This window comes from Aromatoleum toluclasticum ATCC 700605 (assembly GCF_000378245.1).
Lineage (GTDB): Bacteria > Pseudomonadota > Gammaproteobacteria > Burkholderiales > Rhodocyclaceae > Aromatoleum > Aromatoleum toluclasticum.
On sequence record NZ_KB899508.1, the window covers coordinates 79523 to 102083 of the forward strand.

18 protein-coding genes are annotated in these 22561 nt (G+C 65.9%); 8 read left to right on the top strand and 10 right to left on the bottom strand.

What is annotated here, in order from left to right; genetic code table 11:
* Positions 1-145: 145 nt before the first annotated feature.
* Positions 146-3013 carry an adenosylcobalamin-dependent ribonucleoside-diphosphate reductase gene (locus tag F464_RS0123080; protein WP_018992232.1) on the bottom strand — a complete coding sequence of 956 codons (2868 nt, stop codon included), beginning with the start codon at positions 3011-3013 and terminating at the stop codon, positions 146-148.
* Positions 3014-3357: 344 nt separating this feature from the next.
* Here F464_RS0123080 and F464_RS0123085 point away from each other — a divergent pair, with 344 nt between their 5' ends.
* Genes F464_RS0123085 through F464_RS29365 form a run of 5 tightly spaced genes read left to right on the top strand, consistent with a single transcriptional unit; the run spans position 3358 to position 8395 of the window.
* Positions 3358-5151, top strand: a complete 1794-nt coding sequence (locus F464_RS0123085; protein ID WP_026296258.1) for an NAD(P)H-dependent oxidoreductase subunit E — start codon at positions 3358-3360, stop codon at positions 5149-5151.
* 2 nt (positions 5152-5153) lie between these two features.
* Positions 5154-5858: a 2Fe-2S iron-sulfur cluster-binding protein gene (locus F464_RS0123090; protein ID WP_018992234.1), complete on the top strand. Its 705-nt coding sequence runs from the start codon at positions 5154-5156 to the stop codon at positions 5856-5858.
* The gene (locus F464_RS0123095) at positions 5855-6409 is read left to right on the top strand and encodes an NADH-quinone oxidoreductase subunit B family protein (protein WP_018992235.1); all 555 of its coding nucleotides are present in this window, start codon (positions 5855-5857) and stop codon (positions 6407-6409) included. The genes F464_RS0123090 and F464_RS0123095 overlap by 4 nt, the downstream gene beginning before the upstream one ends.
* Positions 6410-6417: 8 nt before the next feature.
* Complete coding sequence (locus F464_RS0123100) at positions 6418-7878, top strand: Ni/Fe hydrogenase subunit alpha (protein ID WP_018992236.1); 1461 nt, start codon at positions 6418-6420, stop codon at positions 7876-7878.
* Positions 7871-8395 carry a hydrogenase maturation protease gene (locus F464_RS29365; protein WP_018992237.1) on the top strand — a complete coding sequence of 175 codons (525 nt, stop codon included), beginning with the start codon at positions 7871-7873 and terminating at the stop codon, positions 8393-8395. Before F464_RS0123100 ends, F464_RS29365 begins: the two co-directional genes overlap by 8 nt.
* Here F464_RS29365 and F464_RS0123110 read toward each other — a convergent pair.
* The 8 genes from F464_RS0123110 to F464_RS0123150 all read right to left on the bottom strand — a co-directional run bounded on the left by F464_RS0123110 (position 8344) and on the right by F464_RS0123150 (position 15711).
* Positions 8344-9213 (bottom strand): HDOD domain-containing protein, encoded by an 870-nt coding sequence (locus F464_RS0123110; RefSeq protein WP_018992238.1) that lies wholly within the window; start codon positions 9211-9213, stop codon positions 8344-8346. The genes F464_RS29365 and F464_RS0123110 overlap by 52 nt on opposite strands.
* Positions 9214-9261: 48 nt before the next feature.
* Complete coding sequence (locus tag F464_RS0123115; protein ID WP_018992239.1) at positions 9262-10074, bottom strand: DUF2189 domain-containing protein; 813 nt, start codon at positions 10072-10074, stop codon at positions 9262-9264.
* Between the two features lie 62 nt (positions 10075-10136).
* The gene (locus tag F464_RS0123120) at positions 10137-10946 is read right to left on the bottom strand and encodes an alpha/beta fold hydrolase (RefSeq protein WP_018992240.1); all 810 of its coding nucleotides are present in this window, start codon (positions 10944-10946) and stop codon (positions 10137-10139) included.
* Positions 10947-10949: 3 nt separating this feature from the next.
* Positions 10950-12254: an O-acetylhomoserine aminocarboxypropyltransferase gene (locus F464_RS0123125; RefSeq protein ID WP_018992241.1), complete on the bottom strand. Its 1305-nt coding sequence runs from the start codon at positions 12252-12254 to the stop codon at positions 10950-10952.
* A 37-nt stretch (positions 12255-12291) separates the two neighbouring features.
* Positions 12292-12507: a DUF465 domain-containing protein gene (locus tag F464_RS0123130; protein ID WP_018992242.1), complete on the bottom strand. Its 216-nt coding sequence runs from the start codon at positions 12505-12507 to the stop codon at positions 12292-12294.
* A 60-nt stretch (positions 12508-12567) separates the two neighbouring features.
* A complete protein-coding gene (locus tag F464_RS0123135) occupies positions 12568-14115 on the bottom strand; it encodes a B12-binding domain-containing radical SAM protein (RefSeq protein ID WP_018992243.1) in 1548 nt (515 codons plus the stop codon).
* A gap of 7 nt (positions 14116-14122) precedes the next feature.
* Positions 14123-14983 (bottom strand): HDOD domain-containing protein, encoded by an 861-nt coding sequence (locus F464_RS0123140; protein ID WP_018992244.1) that lies wholly within the window; start codon positions 14981-14983, stop codon positions 14123-14125.
* Between the two features lie 314 nt (positions 14984-15297).
* Positions 15298-15711: a GlcG/HbpS family heme-binding protein gene (locus F464_RS0123150; RefSeq protein WP_018992246.1), complete on the bottom strand. Its 414-nt coding sequence runs from the start codon at positions 15709-15711 to the stop codon at positions 15298-15300.
* A 275-nt stretch (positions 15712-15986) separates the two neighbouring features.
* Here F464_RS0123150 and F464_RS0123155 point away from each other — a divergent pair, with 275 nt between their 5' ends.
* Positions 15987-18002: a methyl-accepting chemotaxis protein gene (locus F464_RS0123155; RefSeq protein ID WP_018992247.1), complete on the top strand. Its 2016-nt coding sequence runs from the start codon at positions 15987-15989 to the stop codon at positions 18000-18002.
* Between the two features lie 25 nt (positions 18003-18027).
* Here the strand turns inward: F464_RS0123155 and F464_RS0123160 are convergent, their stop codons facing one another.
* On the bottom strand, positions 18028-19050 hold the full coding sequence (locus F464_RS0123160) for a helix-turn-helix domain-containing protein (protein WP_018992248.1): 1023 nt from the start codon (positions 19048-19050) through the stop codon (positions 18028-18030).
* A 299-nt stretch (positions 19051-19349) separates the two neighbouring features.
* Between F464_RS0123160 and F464_RS0123165 the strand changes: the two genes are divergently transcribed.
* Both F464_RS0123165 and F464_RS0123170 read left to right on the top strand, forming a co-directional pair.
* Complete coding sequence (locus F464_RS0123165) at positions 19350-20729, top strand: DUF1329 domain-containing protein (protein ID WP_026296260.1); 1380 nt, start codon at positions 19350-19352, stop codon at positions 20727-20729.
* A 27-nt stretch (positions 20730-20756) separates the two neighbouring features.
* Positions 20757-22532: a DUF1302 domain-containing protein gene (locus F464_RS0123170; RefSeq protein ID WP_018992250.1), complete on the top strand. Its 1776-nt coding sequence runs from the start codon at positions 20757-20759 to the stop codon at positions 22530-22532.
* The last annotated feature ends 29 nt before the right edge of the window (positions 22533-22561 follow it).

The following is a 22561-nucleotide window of genomic DNA, read 5'->3' on the forward strand; positions in this document are numbered from 1 at the left end:
TTCGGGGCCGGGCGACACCGCCGGGTTCGGGGACGGACCTTCGGTAAGCAGGCAGGGTGGGGCAGTTCGGCTGCCCGCAAAAAGAACGCGAACCATCCGGTTCGCGTTTTGCGTTGGGGCGTCCGAATGGACGCCCCGTCATCGGTCAACCGCAGGTGCCGACCGCGCCGCAGGCGGTGCAGAAGTCGCAGCCGTCCTTGCGGATCACCGCGTGGTTGCCGCATTCGGTGCACAGCCCGCCCTGCATGACCTTCGGGTCGCTGTTCTCGCGCGGCGCTTCGAGAATGCCCATCTCGCGCACCGGGTAGCCTTGCTCGTCAAGCACACCGAGCATGGCGTAGCGGTGGATGATGAGTTGCGCCATGTAGGCCACGGTGCTCGGGTAGTTCTGCTGGCGGCGGGTGCCCGGGACGAAGGCCATGAAGTCGCCGAGCGGTTCGGGGTAGTTGAGCAGCTTGCGCAGCTTCATGCCGACCCATGCAGGATCCATGACGCGCATGTCGAGCGACAGGATGCGGGTAAGTCCGTCGAGGGCGCGCGGATAGTTGCCGGACAGCCAAACCGAATACGGGCGCGTGACACCGTCAGGAAGGGTGATTTCCTTCAGGCCGAGGACGAAGTCTTCGCTGGTTGCGGGGTTGGAGATATCGACGGTCCAGGACAGCGTGCCGTCGGTGCCGGTCTTGGGCTCCTGCAGGCTGAAGAGGGTGTCGAGCACCGGTGTCGGCGTGTCATTCACCTCGAGCGCGCCCAGCTTCTCGCAGCGGTAACGCACGACCTGGGCGAAAGCCGAGACCACACCCGGGAACATGGTCTTCTCGCCATGGGGCGGGAAGGGCATTTCGAAGGACTTCTCGCCGATCGTACGCGCCAGGGTCTCGAGCTTGAGCTTGAGCCAGCCGCGGTCGTTCGCGCGCATGTCCATCGACAGGGTCTTGGCGACGGCGCCGAGGCCGCGTGGCTGGTCTGCGCCGTTGACCCACACTTCGAACGGGAAGGAGCCGCCGTTGTTGCCGACCTGGCCGACGAAGAGGGCGAAGTCGCCGGTCGGGGTGCCGAGCATGTAGGTCCACGCCATGTTGCCGTCCGGCAACTCGGGGCGGCCGGGCCAGCGCAGGCTGGAGAGGACGGGAGCAGGCAGGCTGTTGATCGACAGGCGCTTGTTCGGGCCCGAAAGCTCGACGTCCTGCGGCTGCTTCTGTTCGGACGATGGGGTCACGGAGAGCACGGAGCCGAGTACGGAATTGGGACGGTAGGTCGCAAGCCCCTTGAGACCGGCCTTCCACGCTGAGAGGTAGAGGTCCTCGAACTCGGTGTAGGGGTAGTCCTCGGGGACGTTTACGGTCTTGGAGATCGAGGTGTCGATGAACGGAGCGACCACGGCCACCATGTCCTTGTGCGCCTGCGCGGAGATCTCGAGCGCGGTGACGAAGTAGGAGGGGAGGCTGGCGACGTTGCCGCCCAGGTGCTTGTACAGGCGCCATGCGTAGTCTTCGACGGCGTATTCCTTGTAGGTGCCGTCGGCCATGCGCTTGCGGCGCGTGTAGGTGTAGGAAAAGGGCGGTTCGATGCCGTTCGAGGCGTTGTCCGCGAAGGCGAGCGAGATCGTGCCGGTCGGGGCGATCGACAGCAGGTGCGAGTTGCGCAGACCGTGCTTGCGGATCTTGTCCTTGACCTCGTTCGGGAGGCGCGAAGCGAAGTTGCCGCCCGACAGGTACATGTCCGCGTTGAACAGCGGGAAGGCGCCGCGTTCCTTGGCGAGTTCGACCGAGGCGAGGTAGGCGCGGTCGCGCATGTACTCGGAGAGTTTTGCGGCGACGGCGCGGGCCTCGGGGCTGTCGTAGCGTTGGCCGAGCATGATCAGCGCGTCGCCAAGGCCGGTGAAGCCGAGGCCGACGCGGCGCTTCGACTGCGCCTCGTTCTCCTGCTGTTCGAGCGGCCAGTGCGTTACGTCGAGGACGTTGTCGAGCATGCGGATCGCGACGTCGACGACCTTGCCGAAGGCCGCGTAATCGAAATCGGCCTTGTCGGTGAAGGGGTTCTTGACGAAGGGCGTGAGGTTGATCGAGCCGAGGTCGCAGCAACCGTAGGGGGGCAGGGGCTGCTCGGCGCAGGGGTTGGTCGCCTCGATGGTTTCGCAGTAGTACAGGTTGTTGTCCTGGTTCATGCGGTCGAGGAAGAGGATGCCCGGCTCGGCGTGGTCGTAGGTCGAGCGCATGATCTGGTCCCACAGCTCGCGCGCGCGCAGCTTGCGGTACACCCACAGGCCGTCGTCGCGCTGGTAGGCGCCCGCAGCCTTGAGGTCGTCGATCGGTTCGGCCTTGTGTGAGAGCTCGACATCGGTGTCGGTGTCGACGGCCTTCATGAAGGCATCGGTGACGCCCACGGAGATGTTGAAGTTCGTCAGGTCGCCGTGGTCCTTGGCGTGGATGAACTCCTCGATGTCGGGGTGATCGCAGCGCAGCACGCCCATCTGGGCGCCGCGGCGCGCACCGGCGGATTCGACCGTCTCGCACGAGCGGTCGAAGACGCGCATGTAGGACACGGGGCCGGAGGCGTTCGAGAGGGTGCCCTTCACGAGGGCGCCCTTCGGACGGATGCTCGAGAAGTCGTAGCCGACGCCGCCGCCGCGGCGCATCGTCTCGGCGGCCTGGGCGAGGGCGGTGTAAATGCCGGGGCGGCCATCGACGGCTTCCGAGACGGAGTCGCCGACCGGCTGGACGAAGCAGTTGATCAGGGTTGCCTGGAGCTTGGTGCCGGCGGCGCTGTTGATGCGGCCAGCGGGCACGAAGCCTTTTTCCTGCGCCTCGAGGAATTTCGCTTCCCAGTGGGCGCGCTTTTCTTCGGCCTCGACGGCAGCGAGGGCCCGCGCCACCCGCGCGCGGACTTCGGAGACCGTCTGCTCGTTGTCCTTGGCGTATTTTTCGAGGAGAACTTCGCCCGAGATTTCCTGCGGGGCGAGCGTCGATGCGTCGGCCTTGCCTTTGGCCTGCGAATTGATCGTCGTGCTCATGGTCTTTTCGAGTCCGTGTGTGAGTCCGTTGGATGAGGTGTGCTTCGGCGTGAAGAATAGCTCGCGGAGTTCGATTTTGCAAAAAAATAAAAACGTTAAATATCATGATGTTAATACTTGTAGCGGTATGTCAAGAGCGGCGTTGTCACTATATCTAGTAGTCCTTTTGGGTGACCTTCGGCGCTGAAAGTCGCGCCCCCAAAGGGTTTCGGCACGGTGTCGGGATGCGTCGCGGAATGCTCGTCCTACCGATGCGGCGGAAATATTTGATTCCCGCGTCGACGACGCGCTGCAGCATCACTTGCTGCTAAAATTCTTGCATAGAGCATGCTCAGGAGTTGCCCATGCAGGATGCCGAGCGGATAGCAGCGCGGGCTGTCGAGCGCCATCGACGAGAGCCCTCGCAACTGTTGCAGATTCTCATCGAAACGCAGGACGGCATCGGCCACCTGCCGGTGGAGTCGCTGACGCGGATTGCCGAACTGCTCGACTTGCCGCGCTCACGTGTTGAGGGGGTGGCCGGGTTCTACAGCTTCCTGTACGCGGAGCCCGTCGGTCGGTACCGCATCCTCTTCTCCGACAACATCATCGACCGGATGCTGGGCAGCCGGGAACTGATGGAGCGTCTCTGCCGCCGGCTGGATGTGGCGCCGGGACAGGTTTCGGCAGGCGGGGAGGCGAGCGTAGACACGACGTCGTGCACGGGCATGGGCGACCAGGGGCCTGCGATCCTGGTCAATGGGTTGGCCGTGACGCGGCTCGACGAGGCGCGCGTCGAGCGCATCGCATCGCTGGTCGCTGCGGGCACGCCATTGGCCGAGTGGCCCGCGGAGTATTTCCACGTCGATGACAACATCCGCCGGCGCGGGGTGCTGCTCGGAGAGGATTTCGTCCCGGGCGCGGCGCTGCAGGCGGCGATGGTGCGCGGGCGGCACGGCTGGCTCGAGGAAGTGCGCATGTCCGGGCTGCGCGGGCGGGGCGGGGCGGGCTTCTCGACGGCGGTGAAATGGATGGCCTGCAGCGAGGCGGCGGGGGCCGACAAGGTGGTCGTGTGCAACGCTGACGAAGGCGAGCCGGGCACCTTCAAGGATCGCGTGCTGCTCGCGAGTCAGGCTGAGCGCGTATTCGAAGGGATGACCCTGGCGGCGTGGGCTACGGGCGCGCGGCAAGGCTTGCTGTACCTGCGGGGAGAGTATCGCTACCTGCTGAAGCACCTGCGGGCGGTGCTGGCCGTGCGGCGTGCGGCGGGGCTGCTGGGGGCGCGGATCCTCGGCGAAGGGGGATTCGATTTCGACATCGACATCCATCTGGGCGCCGGAGCCTACGTGTGCGGCGAGGAGACGGCCTTGCTCGAATCGCTCGAAGGCAAGCGCGGCACGCCGCGGATCAGGCCGCCGTTCCCCGTCACGCATGGCTATCTCGGACGACCGACGGTGGTGAACAACGTCGAGACGCTGGCGAAGACGACGCTGATCGCGCTGCAGGGCGGTGCGGCGTTCGCGGCGACGGGGACTGCGCAGTCGACGGGCACGAAATTGCTTTCGATCTCGGGAGACTGTGCGTATCCCGGGGTGTATGAGTATCCCTTCGGCGTGACGATAGCGCACGTGCTCGAGGACTGCGGCGCGCACGATCCCCAGGTCGTGCAGGTGGGCGGTGCGTCGGGCGTGACGATTGCAGGCCACGAGTTCCACCGCCGCATCGCGTTCGAGGACGTTCCGACGGCTGGTGCCTTCATGGTGTTCGACGGACGCCGCGACCCGTTCGAGATGGCGCGCAATTTCGTGCATTTTTTTGCGCACGAGAGCTGCGGGTTCTGTACGCCGTGCCGTGTCGGAACGGCCCTGCTCAAGGGTTACATGGACAAGCTCGCGAGCGGGAAGGGGGCGAAGATGGATCTGGCCGACATCGAGTGGCTGGACCGTCTGCTCAAGAATGCGAGCCATTGCGGGCTCGGGTCGAGCGCGCCCAATCCGGTGATCGATACGCTGGTCAAGTTCCGGCCGGCCTACGAACGGCGACTCGTTTCGCTCGACTTCAAGCCGGCGTTCGACCTCGATGCGGCGCTGGAGACGGCGCGCCGCATGACCGGCCGTGATGATCCGGCCGCGCACCTGGACTGGCGGGAGGAGGTTTAGCGATGGGAGGGAAATTCCTGTTCGACGGGCAGCCGGTGCCGTTCGAGGATGGTCAGACGATACTTCAGGCCGCACGCGCGGCCGGTCACTACATTCCGCACCTGTGCTGGCACCCGGATTTCCCGCCACACGGCTCGTGCAAGCTGTGCATCGTGAAGGTCGGCGGGCGCCACGTTTCGTCGTGCGCGTTGCCCGCGCGGGACGGGATGGAGGTGGAGAGCGACACGCCGGAGATCAACGGCGAGCGGAGGGCGCTGCTGCAGATGCTGTTCGTGGAGGGCAACCATTTCTGCCCGTCGTGCGAGAAGAGCGGCAACTGCCAGCTGCAGGCGCTGGCTTACGAGCTGGACATGAGCAGTGCGCGCTTTGCGCATTTCTACCCCGATCGGCCGGTCGATGCGTCGCATCCGGATGTGCTGCTGGATTTCAACCGCTGCATCTTCTGCGAGCTGTGCGTGCGGGCGTCGCGCGACGTGGATCACAAGGGTGTGTTCGCGCTGACCGACCGCGGCATCCGCAAGCATCTGGTCGTGAATGCGGAGTCGGGGCGGCTGGCCGATACGGATTTCGCGGTGGGCGACCGGGCTGCGGACATCTGTCCCGTCGGCGTGATCCTGCGCAAGCGGGTGGGCTTCGCGGTGCCGATCGGCGAGCGCAAGTACGACGAAGCGTCGATCAGCACGGTTGCAATGGAGAAGGGCGAATGAGCGACAGCATCGGTATGCCTCGTGTGCGTGTTGCGACGACCTCGCTGGCGGGGTGTTTCGGCTGCCACATGTCCTTGCTGGACATGGACGAGCGCCTGCTCGAGCTGGCCAAGGTTGTGGAATTCGATCGTTCGCCGCTGACCGACATCAAGCATTGCGGGCCCTGCGACATCGGCCTGATCGAGGGGGGCGTGTGCAATGCCGAGAACGTGCATGTGCTGCGCGAGTTCCGCCGCAACTGCAAGACGCTCGTCGCGGTCGGGGCCTGCGCGATCAATGGCGGTCTGCCGGCGCAGCGCAACCATCTCGATCTCGGCGACTGCCTTCAGCAGGTGTACGTTAAGCGCGACGGCATCGAAGAAGGTGGCGTGCCGGATGACCCCGAACTGCCGCTGCTCCTCGACCGTGTTCACCCGATCCACGAGGTGGTGCGGGTCGATTACTTCATCCCGGGATGTCCGCCGTCGGGCGACGCGATCTGGAAGTTCCTGACCGACCTGATCGGCGGTCGCACGCCGCGCCTGGCGCATCCCTTGTTACGTTTCGATTGAGGCCACGCATGGATTCGTCGCTTGAAACGGCTGCCGACAGGGAGCAATTGCGCCGGGTCGTGATCGACCCGGTGTCGCGGGTCGAAGGGCACGGCAAGGTGACGCTGCTCCTCGACGATGACGACCACGTCCGCGAGGCGCGTCTGCACATCGTGGAGTTCCGCGGCTTCGAGGTATTCATCCAGGGGCGCCCGTACTGGGAGGTCCCGGTGATGGTGCAGCGTCTGTGTGGCATCTGCCCCGTGAGCCATCACCTTGCGGCGTCGAAGGCGATGGACCGGGTGCTGGGCGTTCCGGTTACGCGCTCGGCGGAAAAGCTGCGCCGCCTGATGCATTACGGGCAGATCCTGCAATCGCATGCCCTGCATTTCTTCCACCTGTCGTCGCCGGACCTGCTGTTCGGCTTCGAATCCGAAGTCGGCAAGCGCAACATCGTCGGTGTCGCGGGGGCTTACCCGGAGGTGGCGCGGCAGGGGGTGTTGCTGCGGAAGTTCGGGCAGGAGGTGATCCGTGCGACGGCCGGCAAGCGCATCCACGGTACCGGCTCGGTTCCCGGCGGGATGAACCGGCACCTCGGGGTGGAGGACCGGGACGCGCTGCGGGCGGAGATCGACCTCATGGTGGAGTGGAGCCGCGCGGCGGTCGAGCTGGTGAAGCGGCTGCATCGGGCCGATCCCGCCCTGTACGACGAGTTCGGACGGTTCCGCGCCAACGTGATGAGCCTGGTGCGAGCCGACGGGGCGATGGACCTGTATCACGGGGCGCTGCGCTTCCGCGATGCGGACGGCAAGATCCTGGTCGACAAGGTGCCGGACCAGTCGTATCGCAGTCTCATCCGGGAGCAGGTCAAGCCCTGGAGCTACATGAAGTTCCCGTACCTGGAGCAGTTGGGGCCGGACGAGGGGTGGTATCAGGTGGGCCCGCTGGCGCGGGTGCAGAACTGCGATTTCATTCCGACGCCGCTGGCCGAGGCCGAACGCCGTGAGTTTATCGATCACGGCAGGGGCGAACCGGTCAGGGCGACGCTGGCCTATCACTGGGCGCGGATGATCGAGCTGCTGCATGCGGCGGAAGTGATCCGCGATCTGTTGGGGGATGGCGACCTGCTCGAGGGGGCGCTGCTGGCAGAGGGCGTGCGCGGGAATGAGGGGGTCGGCATCATCGAGGCGCCGCGCGGGACGCTGATCCACCACTATCAGGTCGGTGACGACGACCTCGTCACGATGTGCAACCTGATCGTGTCTACGACGCACAACAACCAGGCGATGAATACCGCAGTGCGGGAAGTCGCGCACCGTTACCTGGATGGGCGGAAGCTGACCGAGGGCTTGCTCAATCACATCGAGGTCGCGATCCGCGCTTACGATCCGTGCCTGTCCTGTGCGACGCATGCGCTGGGCAAGATGCCGCTGGTGCTGGAACTTGCGGACGCCGGCGGGGAGGTCGTGGATCGGGTGGTGCGTGACTGACTCCGGCCGGTTCGTCGTTTTCGTTACCGGCAACGAATCGCGCGGGGACGATGCGGCCGGACCCTTGTTATTGCAGCGGCTGGAGGGTGATCTGCCGGTGGGTGCGCGGGTCGTGTGCGAGTTTCAGCTTCAGGTCGAGCATGCGCTGGAGCTGCGCGGCGCGGACCTGGTGCTGTTCATCGACGCGGCCTGCGGATTGGAGGTGCCTTTCGAGTTCGCGGAAGCGGTCGGTAAAGGGCCTGTGTCGAGTTTTTCCCATGCGCTGTCGCCTGGGGCGGTGCTGGACGTGTTCCGGCGCATCGAGGGGGCGGAGCCGCCTCCGGCTTTCGTTCTGGGGTTACGCGCCACCCGCTTCGAGTTGGGCGAGGGCTTGTCGGAGCTCGCCGCGGACGCGGTGGAGGCGGCCCTTCCATTTACCCTGGCGTTGCTCGAGGCGCTGCATCCGGACTGCTGGCGCAAGCTGGCTCAGGCGCGTGAGTTTTCGTCGCCGAGGGTGGGGAAGAAGAGCGCGGTATAGCCCGCAAGGTCGAGTTCCGCGCTTTCGCGGATGTGGCGCAGGCTGGCCGGCTCCATTTCGAGCAGGGTCCAGATCATGGGGTCGATGCGTTCAGCGGCTGCGGTGCTCGATTCGTTTTCCTGGTCGGCCGCGGCAATGCGCGCGGCCACGTGCACCATCGCTGCCTCGTAGACATAGTCGCCACCGAGGCGTGGTGTGGTCTGTGCACCGATGATGTCGACGAAGCTCGTCGGCAGGCGCCAGTGCGCCATCAGGGCGGCTGCGACCTCGGCGTGGTCGCAACCGACGATGCGACGTTCCGCTTCATGGAGCGGTTCGCGGTTGGCGGCTGCGACGGTGCGCGCTTCGTGCGCGAGTTCCGGGATCGTCTGGTACATCACGAGATGACCGATGTCGGACAGCAGTCCGATGACGAATAAGCGCTCGACGCCGATCATGCCCTGGTTGCGGCCGATTTCGCGTGCAGCGAGCCCGCGCATGACGCTTCCACGCCAGAAGCGCGGAATGTCGAGGTGGCGGGGGGCGAACAGGGAAAAGGCACCGCTCACCGATATGGCAAGGACGAGGTCGTGCACCTGCTGGAGGCCGAGGACCGTCACGGCGCGCGAGATGGTGTCGATCTTTCCGCCATAGCCGTAGAAGGCGCTGTTGGCGAGGCGCAGCAGGCTGGAGGCGATTGCGGGGTCGGCGCTGATGGCGTGGGCTACGCCGGCGACCGAACCCGTCGGCGCATCGAGTTCATCGCGAATGCGCAGATAGACGGTCGGCAACGAGGCAAGCGTGATGACGTTGGCGACGAGTTCCTGGGCGGAATGCATGACGGTGGTCCAAGGGGCTTATTCAAGGGGCTTGTTCAAGGGGCTTGTTCAAGGGGCGCCGGTCGGTGGCGGGGCGTCGCCGGTGGGGGCGACGAGGTCGCGGTAGGCGTGCCAGCTTGCATGGCCGACGAGGGGCATCAATACCACCAGCCCGAGATGGAAGCTGAGGAATCCGATTATAGTCAATATGACTATAATGGAGGCCCATACGATCATCGCGCCTGGATTGCGGGCGAGCGCTCCGATGCTTGCGAGCATCGAGGTTATGGCGTCCTGGTTGCGGTCGAGCATGAGGGGGACGGAGATCACGCTCGCAGCGAACACGATGCACGCGAACAGCAGCCCGACGCTGAAATAGACGAGCAGGAACTCGAGATTTTCAAGCGTCACCAGCTGGTTGAGAAAGCCGCTGAGGTTGGGGAGCTCGTTGGTGTAGAAGAGGGCGAAGATGACCAGCGACGCGCGTGCCCAGACGAGGAAGACCACGCCGAGGACGACCGCGAAGATGCCGATGTTGCCGGCGTTGCGCCGCCATACGGTGAGGGTCGGCAGCAGGGCGCAGTCCTGTCCTTCTTCGCGCCTGCGGCTGATCTCGTACAGCCCCATCGCGAGGAAGGGGCCGAGTAGCAGGAATCCGGATGTCATTGCGGCGGTGTATTCGTAGGCGTGCTCGAACACCATCGTGACAAGCAGGCCCATCGCTGCGAAACAGAAGCCGTAGAACAGGCTGGGAATCGGACAGGCGCGGAAATCGTCTATTCCGCGCCCTATCCAGCGCAGGGGGGCGCCCGCATCGACTTCGCGGACGGTCGGAAAGACTGGTTCTTCAGCTGCCGTACCCGTATCGTTCTGCTGCGACATGGCTCTCTCCTGTTGGGGGTCTTGTCGTGCGGCAGCGAACGGGGCTTCCCTGTTATGTTTTTTCAGGTGCTGGTCAGGAAGCCTCGCATGGCATCGCCCACCGCATCGGGCGCTTCGGCCATCATCGCATGACCGGCGTCTTTGATCACTATCATACGCGCGCCGCCGGGAACCTTGGCGAGCGCTTCCTGCAAGGGCTTGACGGCCTTGCGGGGCGTCATCTGGTCGCGTTCGCCGCACAGCATCGCGCAGGGAATGGCGATGCGCGCGGCGGCTTCGAGGCCGCCCTGGTAAGCGTTGCACGCAGAGAGGTCGTTTGCGAGCACGCCTTCGCGCTGGCGTTCCATCAGGCGCTGGTTGAGGCCGGTGAGGAAAACGCCGGGAACGGGGCTCGCGCCGAGTTGCGAGGCGGGCGTGTAGGACCACTGGTTGATCATTGCGTGCGCGGCATTGCGCTCGTGCGCGGCGGCTTCGAGGAGCGGTGGCGCGACGGGCATGGGCGCGACGCTGCCGATCAGGATGAGCCGGGTGATGCGCGCGGGTGCCTGTGTGGCCGTCTGCAGGGCGACGAGCGAACCCATGCTGTGGCCGGCGAGAGCGGCGTGGACGACCCCCGCGGCGTCGAGCAGGGCTTCGACCCAGTCCGCCAGGGCCTCGATGGTGGGCAGCGGGGTGCCCGGCGTGCGTCCGTGGCCGGGCAGATCGGGCGCGAGCACGGCGAAGCCGTGGTGGGCGAGCTGGCGGGCCTGGAAGTTCCACACGCTGTGGTCGTGGCCGGCGCCGTGGATCAGGACGACGACGGGTTGCTGGCGGTCGAAGGGGCGGCCGCCGGTGTAGAGGTAGGTGGACGTGTCGTTGACGCTCAGTTCCATGGCTTAACCCTGCACGACGCGGCTGGCGGCGTAGAGGCCGCGGTTGAGGTCTTCGATGAGGTCGTCGGCACTCTCGAGCCCGACCGACAGGCGCACGGTGCCTTCGCCGATGCCTGCGGCGGCGAGGTCCTGCGCGGACATGCGGAAATGGGTGGTGCTCGCGGGGTGGATGACGAGGGACTTGGCGTCGCCCACGTTGGCGAGGTGGGAGAACACGCGCAGACCCTCGATGAAGGCGCGGCCGGCGGCGCGGCCGCCTTTCAGTTCGAAGGACAGCACCGAGCCGGCGCCGTCGGGGAGCAGGCGGGCGGCGAGCGCGTGGTCGCGATGGCTGGCGAGGCCGGGCCAGGCGACCTGCGCGACGAGGGGATGGGCCGCGAGGTGCTCGGCGACCGTGCGCGCGTTGGCGACGTGGGCGCGCATGCGCAGCGGCAGGGTTTCCATGCCCTGCAGGATCTGGAAGGCGTTCATCGGCGACAGGCAGGCGCCGAAGTCGCGCAAGCCTTCGCGCCGGGCGCGCAGGAGGAAGGCGGCGATGGGCGACTCCTCGGCGAAATCCATGCCGTGGAAGCCGTCGTAGGGTTCGGTGAGTGTCGGGAAGAGGCCGGAAGCTTCCCAGTCGAAGCGCCCGCCGTCGACGAGCAGGCCGCCGACCGCGACGCCGTGGCCGCCGAGGAATTTGGTCGCCGAGTGCAGTACGAGGTCGGCGCCGAGTGCGAGCGGGCGTTGCAGGCAGGGCGTGACGAGGGTCGCGTCGACCAGCAGGGGGATGCGATGGGCGTGCGCGATGTCGGCGACCGCGGGGATGTCGAGCACGTCGAGGCCGGGGTTGCCGAGCGATTCGCCGAAGAACAGGCGCGTCTCGGGGCGGACGGCGGCGCGCCAGGCGTCCGGGTCCTGCGGATCGACGAAGGTGGTCGTGATGCCGAAGCGCGGCAGGGTGTAGGCGAGCAGGTTGTGCGAGCCGCCGTACAGCGCGTGCGAGGCGACGATATGGCCGCCGGTGCCCATCAGGGTCGTGATCGCGAGGTGCAGGGCCGCCTGGCCGCTCGCGACCGCGATGGCACCGACCCCGCCTTCGAGGGCGGCGATGCGCTCCTCGAGCATTGCGTTGGTCGGGTTGGAGATGCGCGTGTAGACGTGGCCCGGACGCTCAAGGTTGAACAGCGCCGCCGCGTGGTCGGTGTCCGGGAAGACGTAGCTGGTCGTGAAGTAGATCGGGGCGGCGCGGGCGCCGAAGGCGGGGTCGGGAGACTGGCCCGCGTGGAGTGCGAGGGTTTCGGGTCCGAAGGTCTTGGGCTGGGTCATCGGCGGTGCCGGTTCATGTCCTCGGCGCGAGCGGAGCTCACGCCAGTTCGTCGGGGTCGAGCATGCGCTGTATCACGGAGATGCGGTCCTTGAGCGCAAGCTTGCGCTTCTTGAGGCGGCGCAGCAGCAGTTCGTCTTCCTGCGGGGAGCCCTGCAGGCGCGTGATGGCGTCGTCAAGGTCGCGGTGCTCGTTGCGGAGCTCCGTGAGGCGGATCTGCAGGCTGGTGACGTGGTCGAATGCTTCCTCTGTCATCGGGTACCTGCTCGGGCTTGGCGTGTGCACGCCGTTGTAGGGACGTCAAGACCGGTAATCTTATGCGCCGCGCGGGGCGATGACAACTCGCTGCGCAGCGTGGCCGAGCCGGGCCTTCAGTCCTGCGGGCTGGCGCGGGTGGGCGGGGAAGTCGCGGCGCGCGGCTTCGAGCTGGGCGCGGTTGGCACTGAAGTAGCGGGCTGCCTTGACTACGCGCGGGAGGTTCCTGACCAGGTGCCAGAGACTCCAGCGGTGTTCCCACACGCGGTGGGCGAAGCGGTGGCGGTAGCCCTTGCTGTCGTAGAAGCGGCGGATGTGCCAGTTGTAGAGGGCGTCCATCTCCTCGCGCGAGGCGAAGCCTTCGGGACGGTAGACGAAGTTGAGGCAGTTCATCAGGCGCCAGTCTTCGCGGAAATCGCCGCTGCTGCCGTCGGCGCATTCATCCCAGATCGGCGCGCCGTACATGGGGCTGAACTTGGTCATGTTCATCTCGTCGAGGTCCAGCGAGAGGATGAAGTCGCTGGTCGCGCGTAGCGTCTGCGGCGTTTCCCCGGGCAGGCCGAAGATGAAGAGGCCTTTGGCGCGCAGCCCGGCGGCGTGGATCTTGCAGACGGTGTCGCGCACGGCGTCGAGCGTGACGCCGGCCTTGTGGCGTTCCATCATCGCGGGGTCGGCCGACTCGATGCCGAGCGAGACCATCAGCGCGCCGGCGCGCTTGAGCTGGTGCAGCATCTCTTCCGAGGTGTGGCCGGTGCGGATCGCGCAGTTGAACTGCATGCCCAGGGGCTTTTCGATGAGCAGGCAGCACAGTTCGTCGACGCGCTTGCGGCTGGCGGTGAACAGGTCGTCGTAGAAATTGATGTGGTGCACGCCGAACCTGTCGCGCAGGTGCTTCATGTGCGCGTAGATGTAGGCGGCGGAGTTGACCTTGTAGAGGCGTTCGAACACGGTGCGGTCGCAGAACGAGCAGGTGTAGGGGCAGCCGCGCGAGGTGATCATCGTGGCGCCGTGGCGTTTGGCGTACGAGAAGAGCGGCAGGTGGTAGCCGGCGGGGAAGCCGGCGAGTTTTTCGTAGGCGGGGAAGGGCAGTTCGTCGAGATCGAGGATGCGCTGCCGGCGCGGGTTGGCGACGACGCGCGGGCCGTCGCGCCACACGAGGTTGTCGATCGCGGCCGGGGGCTTGCCGTCGGCGAGGTCGAGCAGGGGACCTTCGCCTTCGCCGATGCACAGGTAGTCGATCTCGGGGAAGTGCTCGAGCAGCGGCGCGCCGATCGAGGAGGCGTGGACGTTGCCGAGCACGATGCGGATGTCCGGCCGCCGCTGCCGGATGCTTGTCGCCATGTCGATGGCGTCCATGAATGCCGAGGTCGTCGCCGAGAAACCGACGAGTTCGGGGTCGGTGGCGAGGATGGCGTCGACGTTGGCTGCGATGCCGGCCGGCGCGAACGGTCCGAGGCAGTCGTGGACGGCGGTTTCGTGCCCGTGCTTGTCCAGCCAGGCGGCGAGCGACAGGATGCCGATCGGCGCCATGCGGTTGGCCAGCACCGAAAAGTCGGGCTGTCCGGGGACGAAGTTGAAACCGGCGGGGTGAACGAGGGTGACGCGCACGGGGGCGTCAGCCGCAGAGCGCAGCCAGGATCAGCTGGCGGTTTTCGCGGGTGGATTCAAGCAGATGGTCGAGATTCCGCTGGTCGATGCCGGGGATGGCCGAATCGGGGAGGTCGGTACGGTGTTTCAGCCCCATGAGCTTGTCGAAGGGATTCGGGGTGTCGACGGCGTGAGTTGCGACGAAGAGGATCGCCGCGAGGCTGGCGGGGGGCCATGAGCCGGCGCAGGGCGCGCCGTGTTCGAAGGCATCCAGGATTTCTTCCGGCAATTCGAACACTTCGAGTACCGACTGGCTGACGGGTGTATTCCACGTGGTGACGAATTCGGCGAAGCGCGGCAGGTCTTCAGCGAGGGCGGGATAGTCGGCGGCGCGGGCCAGCAGCAGGAACTGCCCGATGTCGGTCATCATGCCAGCGAACATCGCGGTGTCGGGATTCACGGTGCGCAGTTCGCGGGCAATGGCGCAGGACCAGGCGGCGACATCGACCGAGTGCATCCACAGCCCGGAGGCGATGGTGCGCATTTTCGGCGAGCGGTGATCCTGTGCGAGCTGCTCGGCCGCCACCGCGAAGGCAAGGCAGCGCAGTGACGCAAGGCCGATGCGACGCACGGCATCGGCGACGTTGGTGATGGGGGTGGCGTAGGGGTTCAGTGTGACGGCGTTCGCCATGCGCACGGTCTTGGCGCTGAGGACGGGTTCGGTCTTGACCGCCGCCGCGATCTCTTCGAGCGAGGACGCAGGGCTGTCGGCGAGTCGCTTGATGCGCAGCGAGACGTCGAGGGAGGTCGGGAAGCTGAGATGGCCTTCGGCAATTTCGGCCTCGATCTGCTCGCCGAATGCTCGTGCCTGAGATTCGAAATCCTTCATCGCGATCCCGGTTGGATGTTGTTCGTGAAAGTTTACCCTGCCGGGGCTCTGGTCGGGGGGCGTAGCGACGGGGCCCTCGACGGCGAAGGGCGTTTCGAGCGGTTTCGCGAGTTTGCGCCGCGGCGGTTCTTCCTGCCGGCCGGCGGAAACGGGTTTGCCCTCCGCCCGTCGATCGATGTCGCGCTCGTCCTGGCGGCAGTGCCGACTGCGGTTGTGCGGCCGGCATAATGCCGAAAGGATTGTGGGGGTTTGCCGCGGGGTGATCAATAGGTGATTTTGCCCCCCCGCGTGCGTTGCGGCCGCCCGTGCAGCAATCAGAGGCTGTACGCGGCTCCGATCGCCGCGATGCCGGCGCGCGCGATCTGTGCGTCGTCCGAGGACTTGACGCCGGAGACGCCGACGGCACCGATCACCTCGCCGCCGACGACGATCATCTCGCCGCCTTCGAGCGGCGTGACGGGCAGGCCGAGACCGGCGAAGCGGCCGTTGTTGACCATGTCCTCGATGGCCTTGCTGGGCTTGCGCATCATGACGCAGGTACGGGCCTTTTCGGGCGCGACGTAGGCGCTCGACGGGGGCGCGTTGTCCAGGCGCTGCAACCACAGCAGGTGGCCCCCTTCGTCGCAGATCGCGATCGTGACCGCCCAGCCGTTGCGCAGGGCTTCGGCTTCGGCCGTGGCGGCAATCTTGCGCGCGTCGTCGAGGGTCAGGACCTGGCGGGTCTTCATCTTGGGCGTCTCCGTTTGGCAAAAAGGGCGCAATTGTGCAGCGTGCGGCGGGTTTGGAAAAGCCCGTGCCGGAGCCGGCAGCGGGGACGTGGGCACGCGAAGGTCCGGATGCGTGACGAATGCATGGTGTGCCGGTGTGTTTTTGATGCGGATCACGTACTTCTCGGACAAATCCCAATACGCTGACAAAAAACGCATATCCCGATCGCCGAAGGAGATGCGACGGATTTCCGTTGGCCGCCCGACGATGTGGGGACCTGTTCGTGGAGAGGATCGTGAAGCTGATTTTTGCACCTGCAGTGGGTTTGATGAATCGGTGCAGTTACCCGGTGAAGTTCGGGCTGCTGGGCCTGATCATCCTGGTGGCCTTCACCAGCCTGATGCTCACCCTCGCGCGCCAGTTGAATGCGACGATCGAGCGGACGGAGCGCGAGCTTGTCGCTTCGGACCTGTCGCGGCCGATTTCCAGGGTGGTCGAGCTGATGCAGCAGCATCGTGGCCTGTCCTCGGCGGTGCTCGGGGGGCTGGAGAGTGCGACGGCGACGCGCGCCGACAAGGCCGTCGAGGTCGATCGCGCGATCGAGATGCTGGAGGCGGCGCTCCCGCAAGCGCTGCGCAAACGTGACTGGAGTGACATCCGTTCGCGCTGGAACGGATTGGCGCGGGAGGGGCTGAAGCTGAGCCAGCCCGAGAATTTCCAGACGCATACGCGGCTGATCCAGAATCTGCTGGATTTCCAGATTGCGGTCGCGGACGAGTATGGCCTGACCTTCGATCCGCAGCAGGACAGTTACTACCTGATGTCGACGGCGGTGGTCCGCACGCCCTACCTGCTCGAGCGCATCGGCCGGTTGCGCGCCAAGGGGGCAGGGGCGCTCGCGCGCGGCACGATCGACGAAGCGGGCAAGCTCGACGTGAGCGTGCTCGCGAACGACGTGGGCGGGGCGGTGGGCGATCTCGAGTCCAACATCCGCAAGATCGTCACGCAGCGGCCCGATCTCGCGCAGCGGCTGGAGTCGTCGTTCGCGGAAATGAACGGCAAGCTCGCCAACGTCAGCGGCGTGGTGCGCCAGATTCTGGCGGGCGACCTGCAGGGCACTGCGGCGTCGGCGTACTTCGGGATGGCCACCGAGGCGATCTCGGTGGGGTACGGGCAGATGAACGAGATCCTGCTGCCGACGCTGGACGAGCTGCTGCGGCACCGGATCGCCGAGGCCCGGCGCGTGCTGTATTTCAACATCGCCGTGCTGGTGGTCGTGGCCGTCGCGATCGCCTACCTTTCGATCGGGGTGTATCTGTCGATCATGGGCAGCGTGAAGCGGCTCGCCGAAGGCAGCCACCGGCTGGCGTCCGGCGACCTGACGACCGCGATCAAACTGCAGGCTCGTGACGAGCTGCACATGATCGCCGACAGTTTCAACGACATGGCGTCGACGATGTGCCGCCTGATCACGAGCATCCAGAGCAATTCCGGCCAGGTGGCGGAGACGGCGCGCGGCATGGTGGAGTCGGCGCGCCAGATCGACACTTCTTCGCAGCGGCAGAGCGAGGCGGCGTCGAGCATGGCGGCGGCGGTGGAGGAGATGACGGTGGGCATCGACCACATCGCCGGCAACGCAAGCAACGCGAACGAGCTCGCGCGACGTTCGGGCAGGCTGTCGGGCGAAGGGGGCGAGGTCGTCGAGTCGGTGGTCGCCGATATCGGGGAGATCGCGCGCGCGGTGTCCGGGTCGGCCGATACCATTGTCGAGCTGGACCGCAGTTCGGAACGGATTTCGGCGATCGTGAACGTGATCAAGGAGATCGCCGACCAGACGAACCTGCTGGCGCTGAACGCGGCGATCGAGGCGGCCCGCGCGGGTGAGCAGGGGCGCGGCTTTGCGGTGGTGGCGGACGAGGTGCGCAAGCTGGCCGAGCGCACGACGCATTCGACGCAGGAGATCGCGCAGATGGTCGGGGCGATTCAGCGCGATGCGCGCGGTGCAGTAACCAGCATGCAGGGCGGCGTGACGCAGGTGAATACGGGCGTTGCCCGCGCGCAGGAGGCGGGTGTCGCGATGGCGAGCATCCGCGACGAGGCGGGACGGGTCGTGGAAACCGTGGCCGAGATCTCAGATGCGCTGCGCGAGCAGAGTGTGGCGTCGACGGAGATTGCGCGCAACGTGGAAACGATTGCGCGCATGGCCGAGGAGAACAGCGCGATTGCCGTGGAAAGCCACCGGACGGCGGATCGGCTCGAGAGCCTCGCGGAGCAGCTGCTTACGGACGTGAGCCGCTTCAAGGTGGCGTGAGGTGGCCCGAGCGCGTCCGCTCCGCCTATACGTGGGGAGCGGGTGCCGATTGGCGCAGCGTTTCCGAAGGCAGTTCGCCGAACATGGCCCGGTAGTCCGACGCGAAGTGCGACAGGTGCCAGAAGCCCCAGCGCGCGGCGATGTCGGCGATCTGGTGGCTGGCCGGGTCGGCGGATTTCAGTTCGCGGCGCACGCCGTTGAGGCGCAAGGCGCGCAGGAAGCTGACGGGGTTCAGGTTGAGGATGTCCTGGAAGCTGTATTGCAGTGTGCGGCGGGACACGCGCAGCTCGGTGCATAGGTCGGCGACGGTGATCGGTGCGTCGATATGCGCGCGCATGTATTCGCGGGCGCGGTCGACGATGAGCTGGCGCGTGCGGCAGGGCGTCGCGGGCCGCGGCGTATCTTCGCGCGGCGTGATGGCTGCAACGATGCTTGCGTAGATCGCCTGTTCCAGCCCCTTGCGCATCTGCGGGTGGCGCAGCAGGTCGGGCGTGGCTTCGAGGCTGGCGAGCACCGTGAGGAGGAAGGCGCGCAGCGTTGCGGCCTGGTCGGAGGTCGCGGGGATGATCCGTCGCTTGCCGATTTCGGCTTCCACGTCGCGGTGTTCGACGCGGAAGGCGTAGTCGGTGAAGGCTTCGACGTCCGTCGTCACGGCGACGATGTCGTGCAGGCGCGGGGTGCGGTAGTCGAGGTCTTCCCCGCCCTTGAGGGTGATGATGGAGTCGAGCTCGCACGATTCGCCGCAGTACCAGCCGGTGCCGTCGAGTTCGACCGGCACGCCGATCGTGCGCGAGCCTTCCCAGGACGTGCCGATTTCGTGCACGACCTGATTGGTCCGTTCGCGGAAAACCTGCACGTTGTCGAACCAGAATTCGTGGAAGCGCCCGGTGAAGGTGCCGGCGGAAAGCTGGTCGTAGCGCTGTTTCCAGTGTTGCAGGCAGGCTGCGTGGTCGTCTGCGTCGCGTGTGTCGAGATGAACGACGGAATACGCGTCGTCGCCGGCGGTGGGCGCAATGCCTTCGCGTCCGGCGAGGGTGTGAGCATCCATTTTCCGATTGTCTCCTGACCGGAAAGGGCCGTTTGTAGTTATGGCTTTGATTGTTTTTTAAAACTAATACAAAAGTCGCACGCCGAACAGTGAAATCTTCCTAATGAAGCGCGTCGCACGGTTCGTAGGGGTTCGCTGCGGTGGTCTCCGCACGGATTGCCAATTTCGGATAACGGCTCCGGGAAGCTGCTTCCTACAATCGCCTCCATCGGTTGTGCCGCCGCGTGAGGACGCGGCTGGGGCAGCCGGAAAAAAAGCCGAACCGAACGGCACATCACATCAAGTGAGGAGACGACAACATGACTACCAGGACGAGGAGATTCCCTCGCCTTGCGCTCATCTGCATCACGCTTGCCGCAGCGCTGGGCAGCGGGGCAGTGCGGGCGGCGGCGACCGAGGCGGAAGCGGCGACGCTGGGCAAGAGCCTGACGCCGATCGGCGCGGAGGTGGCTGCGAGCAAGGATGGCGCGATTCCGGCGTGGAACGGCGGGATGACGCAGGTGCCTGCGGGCTGGAAGCCGGGCCATCTGGATCCCTTCAAGGACGACAAGCCGCTGTTCTCGATCGACGCGGCCAACCTCGACAAGTACGCGGACAAGCTGTCGGCCGGCCAGATCGCGCTGATCAAGGCGTACAAGGGTTATCGCATGGACGTCTATCCGAGCCGGCGCAGCTGTCCGGTGCCGGATTTCGTGGCCGCACAGACGAAGAAGAACGCGACGGCCGCGAAGCTGGGCGCGGACGGCTGGCAGCTCGAGCAGGTGTTCGGCGCGGGCGTGCCTTTCCCGGTGCCGAAGTCGGGCGCCGAGGTGATGTGGAATTACAAGTTGCGCTACACGGGACTGGGCCGGCGCGCGCAGATCTCGGCGCTGATGCCGGAGAAGGACGGCAGCTACGTCGAGAACAAGCAGTGGGCGTACGAGATGTACCCGTTCAACGACCCGAAGGTGACCGGGCCGGCGGACGTGGGGGGCGTGGAGTCGAAGCTGCTGTACGACGTGCTGACGCCGCCGTCGCGTGCGGGCGAGGGCTACCTGATCCACGCCTACATCGACAAGCCGCAGGATGCGTGGATCTACTTCCCCGGCCAGCGCCGCGTTCGCCGCTCGCCGACTTTCGCCTATGACAACCCCATCGCGGGTTTCGACAACCTGTACTTCGTCGACCAGATCAACATGTTCACGGGCGCGCTGGACCGCTACGACTACAAGCTGGTGGGCAAGAGGGAGATGTACGTGTCGTACAACTCCTATCGGCTGATCGACAAGAAGCAGAAGTTCAAGGACATGCTCGGGCCGGAGTATGTCAAGCGCGACCTGATGCGCTACGAGCCGCATCGCGTGTGGGTGGTGGAAGCGACGGTGAAGGCGGACAAGCGGCATTCCTTCGCGAAGCGGGTGTTCCACTTCGACGAGGATTCGTGGGCGCTGCTGCAGGTCGACATGTACGACGCCAAGGGCAACCTGTGGCGCGTGCAGGAAGGCAGCCTGTGGGCGGCGCCGGAAGTGGGGGCGTGCATGGCGTATGAGACGCAGATGTACGACCTGGTGGCACGCCGCTACGTGGTCGATAACTGGACCGCCGAAGGCGAGGTGCTGGATCTGACCGCCGCGAAGGACGGCCGGATCACCGCCGCGAACTTCACGCAGGACGAAATGCGCCGCCGCGGCGAGCGCTGACCGCCACCCACCCGAGGGAGAAAATCCATGAAAACAATGACGATTTCGCATCGTCGGGGCCCGCTCGCGCCTTCGATCCTGGCAGTTGCGGTTGCGGCGGCCTGCTGGTCGCCGGCAAGCCACGCGTTTCGCTTCGGTTCGGAGGAGGGGGTCTCGGGCAGTTTCGACAGCACGGTGTCGTACGGGGTGATCAGCCGCCTGCAGTCGCCGGGGTGCAAGACCATCGGCAACGACAGCGGGGGCTGCAACAACACGACGAACAACGAGTTGATGAGGAAGCAGGCGGGGAACGGCTACGCCAATGCGGACTTCAACTTCACGAACTTCGACGACGGCAACCTGAACTACAAGAAGAACGACATCGTCTCCGCGGTGCTGAAGGGCACGCACGACCTGTCGCTGAAGTATCCGGGCGGCTGGAGCGCGCTGGCGCGTTTCAACTGGTTCGTCGATACGAAATCGGACGACACGCGGCGCACTTCGGTCGCGGACGAGGCGTCGGGCGAGATGACGCTGCTCGATGCCTGGGTCGCGAAGGAATTCACCGTCGGCGAGCGACGCGGCAAGGTGAAACTCGGCAACCAGGTGATCTCCTGGGGCGAGGACATTTTCATCATCGGCGGCGTGAACCAGATCAACGCGATCGACCTGCAGAAGTTCCACGTGCCGGGCACGCAGCTGAAGGAGATCTTCATTCCCGCGCCGATGCTGTCGGGTTCGCTGGGTCTCACGGAGAAGCTGGGCGCGGAGGCGTATTACCAGTTCGGCTGGAATGGCTTCAAGTTCGACCCGGTGGGAACCTTCTTCTCCGCGGCGGACGTGCTGGGCAAGGGGCGGCGCGTGGCTTACGTGCCGACTAGCATCATCGAGGACTTTGCGGGCCCGGGAGCGTGTGCGGGCCTGCCGAACGGGCGCTGCGGCGACAACCCGGGCATCTCGGATGCCGACGCTGTCGCGGCAGGGATCGCCGTGCCCTATCTGCGCACCGACAAGCCGAAGAACACCGGCCAGTACGGCGTGAACTTCCGCTACAACGCGGAGGAGATCGATGCCGAGTTCGCCTTCACGTACCAGCGCTACCACGACAAGCTGCCCTTCCTGGGTTTCACGGGCAACAGCCTGGGCGCCGTCACCGGCTACTTCATCGCCTACGGCGAGGACAAGGATCTGTACGCGATCTCGGCAAACACGAAGCTCGCGAACGTCGCGGTCGGTGCCGAGCTGTCGTATCGGCCGAAGGACAGCGTAGGCATCGATCCGACCGTGCCCTTCGCCGGGAAGTACAGCATCTACCGCGACGGCGGCAGCAACCCCGGCTTTGTCGAGGAGGAGAAGTACCAGTTCCACCTCACCGGCTTCTACACCTTCTCGCACAACGATCCGCTCGGCGGATTCGCGAAGGCGATGGGGGCGACGGATGGCTTCATCCTGGCCGAGGCGGCGGTCGCGCATTACCCGGGGCTCGATCGCAGCGGTGTGACGCCTTACTTCCTGCCGGACTACTCGCTGCCCGACAAGACCTCGTGGGGCTACGTGGTCGAGGGGGCACTGAACTACCCGAACGTGTGGGGCTCGGGCGTGACGCTGACGCCGCAGGTCGACTGGTACCACGACGTGCGCGGCACGACGCCGAACGGGCTGCCCTTCGTGGAAGGCCGCAGGGCGCTGACGCTGTCGCTGTTCGCGAACTACCGCGACGCCTGGAAGGGCGGGATCCAGTGGGTGACCTTCTACGGTGGTGGCGCGAACAACCTGATGCGTGATCGCGACTTCCTCTCGGCAAGCGTTTCGTACTCGTTCTGATGCAGATGCCGGCGCCGGCGGGGTGTGAC